Source organism: Methylobacterium ajmalii (assembly GCF_016613415.1).
Classification (GTDB): Bacteria; Pseudomonadota; Alphaproteobacteria; order Rhizobiales; family Beijerinckiaceae; genus Methylobacterium; species Methylobacterium ajmalii.
Window position 1 is genome coordinate 1 of sequence record NZ_JACWCT010000058.1, and the last position, 1,962, is coordinate 1,962.

Annotated in this window: 2 protein-coding genes and 1 pseudogene; all 3 read left to right on the forward strand. The window is 74.1% G+C overall.

The window, feature by feature from the left end; all coding sequences use genetic code 11:
• Positions 1-590: pseudogene (locus HPY23_RS10355) on the forward strand (hypothetical protein); the annotation flags it as partial.
• A 12-nt stretch (positions 591-602) separates the two neighbouring features.
• Entirely contained in the window at positions 603-1,682 is a 1,080-nt protein-coding gene (locus HPY23_RS10360) for a DUF2169 family type VI secretion system accessory protein (RefSeq protein ID WP_091883654.1), read from the forward strand.
• Positions 1,679-1,962, forward strand: a 284-nt coding sequence (locus HPY23_RS10365) for a PAAR-like domain-containing protein (protein WP_200647340.1), incomplete at its 3' end; no start/stop codon positions are given. The genes HPY23_RS10360 and HPY23_RS10365, both read left to right, overlap by 4 nt.

Consider the following 1,962-nt stretch of genomic DNA (forward strand, 5'->3'; position numbering starts at 1 on the left):
CGGCCGGGGCGGGCGGCGGCGATGCCGCGGGCGATCCCGCGGCCTCCGCCCTCGGGGCGCTGGCGACGGGGTTCGGCGGGCTGGTGGGCAGCGGCGGCATCGGCGGGCTGATCGGCGCCGGCATCGACGGAACCCGGGCCGGGATCAACGACGCGAGCGTGCGCAGCATGCGTACCGCCGGTGGGGCCGGCATGGCGGCGGCGGGCACGGCGCTCGCCGGCCAGGTCGGCGGGATGATGGGCGGCCTGGGCGGCGTGATGAACACGATGGTCACCCGCTTCCAGAACTCCACCACCGGCATCGCCTCGACCGAGCAGGTCGGCGTCAGCAAGGTCGTCAATGTCGGGCAGACCATGCGGGAGAACGTCGGCAAGGCGCATACCCACACCGTCGGCGAGCAGTACGTGATCGAGGTCGGCCAGGAGATGCTGGTCAAGGTCGGCGAGGTGTTCCGGATCGTCGTCGGCGATTCGACGCTAACGATGGACAAGGACGGCAACGTCACCATCACCGGCAAGACCTTCACCACCGACTTCTCCGACCAGGTGAAGCACTGGGGCAAGGTCATCGACCTCAACCCGTCGCGCTGACGGGGACGTCCGATGCTCATCCGCAACGACACGCCCTTCGCCGCTCTCGGCTTTGGCGACCTGCACCGCGACGGGATCGGGATGGCGGTGGTCGCGGTGCGCGGCCGCTACGACCTCTCCGCCGAGGGCGCGCTCAGCCTCGCCGACACCCAGGCGCTCGTGCTCAACGACGTCTATGCCGGCGATCCCCATCGCACGCCGCTCGTGCAGGTCGGGGACCTGATTCCCTACAAGCCCGGCGCCGACGTGACCGTCCTCGGCCACGCCCACGCGCCCGGCGGCCGGCCGGCCCGCTCGTGGACGGTCGCGCTGACGGTGGGCGAGACGCGGGCGGCGCTGCGGGTCCACGGGCCGCGCGCCTGGCAACCGGCGCTGCGCTTCCTGCGGCCGACCTGGAAGCTCGGCCCGGCCGAGCCCGCCACCCGCGTACCGCTCGACTATCGCCTCGCCGCGGGCGGGCGCATCGTGGGGGATCCGGAGGGCACGACGAGCCCCGACAACCCGATCGGCCCGGGGCAGCTGCACCGGGACTGGAGCCCGGTCGGCCGGGTGCTGCCGGCGCCCCGGATCGAGGTGCCGGAGGCGGCCCTCGCCGATCCCTTCGCAGTCGCGCGCCCGGCCGGCTTCGGCCCGGTGCCGCCGTTCTGGCGCTGGCGCGAGGGGCATTGCGGCACCCGCGACGAGGCGTGGCTTCGCGAGCGCTGCCCGCAGATGCCGGCGGATTTCGACTACCGTTTCTTCCAGACCGCCGCGCCCGCCCTGATCCGGCCACGCCTCCACGGCGACGAGACCGTGCGGCTCGACGGGCTGGTGCCGGGCGGGGCGCTGACGTTCCGGTTGCCCGGGTTGGTGCCGGTGGCCCACCACGCCTGGTTCGACGGCCGGGCCGTGTCGGCGCGGCTGCACCTCGACGGGGTGCATCTCGACCTGCGGGCGGAGGCGGCGCCCTGGCGGGTGGACCTGACCTGGCGCGGCTGGGTGGCGCGCTGCCCGGCCTATCACGGGGCGGTGCTGGCGCTGGCGTCGCTGGCCGAGGCGGCGGGCCTGGCGGTGTCGGGCGAGCACGGGCTGAGCGAGGAGGCGGGTTCGTGAGCCTGCCGCGGGAGGGCTCGCGGACGGTTCGCGAGGGGATCGTCGTCGCGGAGGCGATGGACTGGTGCCGCTCGCCGACCGCGATCGTGCCCTACAGGATCTACACGCATCATCAGGTGGAGGGGGCAAGCACCGCCGACAGCGTGCGTCAGACCGACGAGCGCTCGCACGTGCGGGGCTCTCTGATCCGGCAGTGCTACGGCGACGAGCCGGGGGTTGGCGGGGGCGTGAGGTCGGGGACGCGGGGGGCGGAGTGCGAGCCGAAGACGTGGTCGTCGAG

Coding starts and splice junctions, on each gene's coding strand:
- HPY23_RS10360 (WP_091883654.1), top strand. CDS start 603: ATGCTCATCCGCAACGACACGCCCTTCGCCGCTCTCGGCTTTGGCGAC.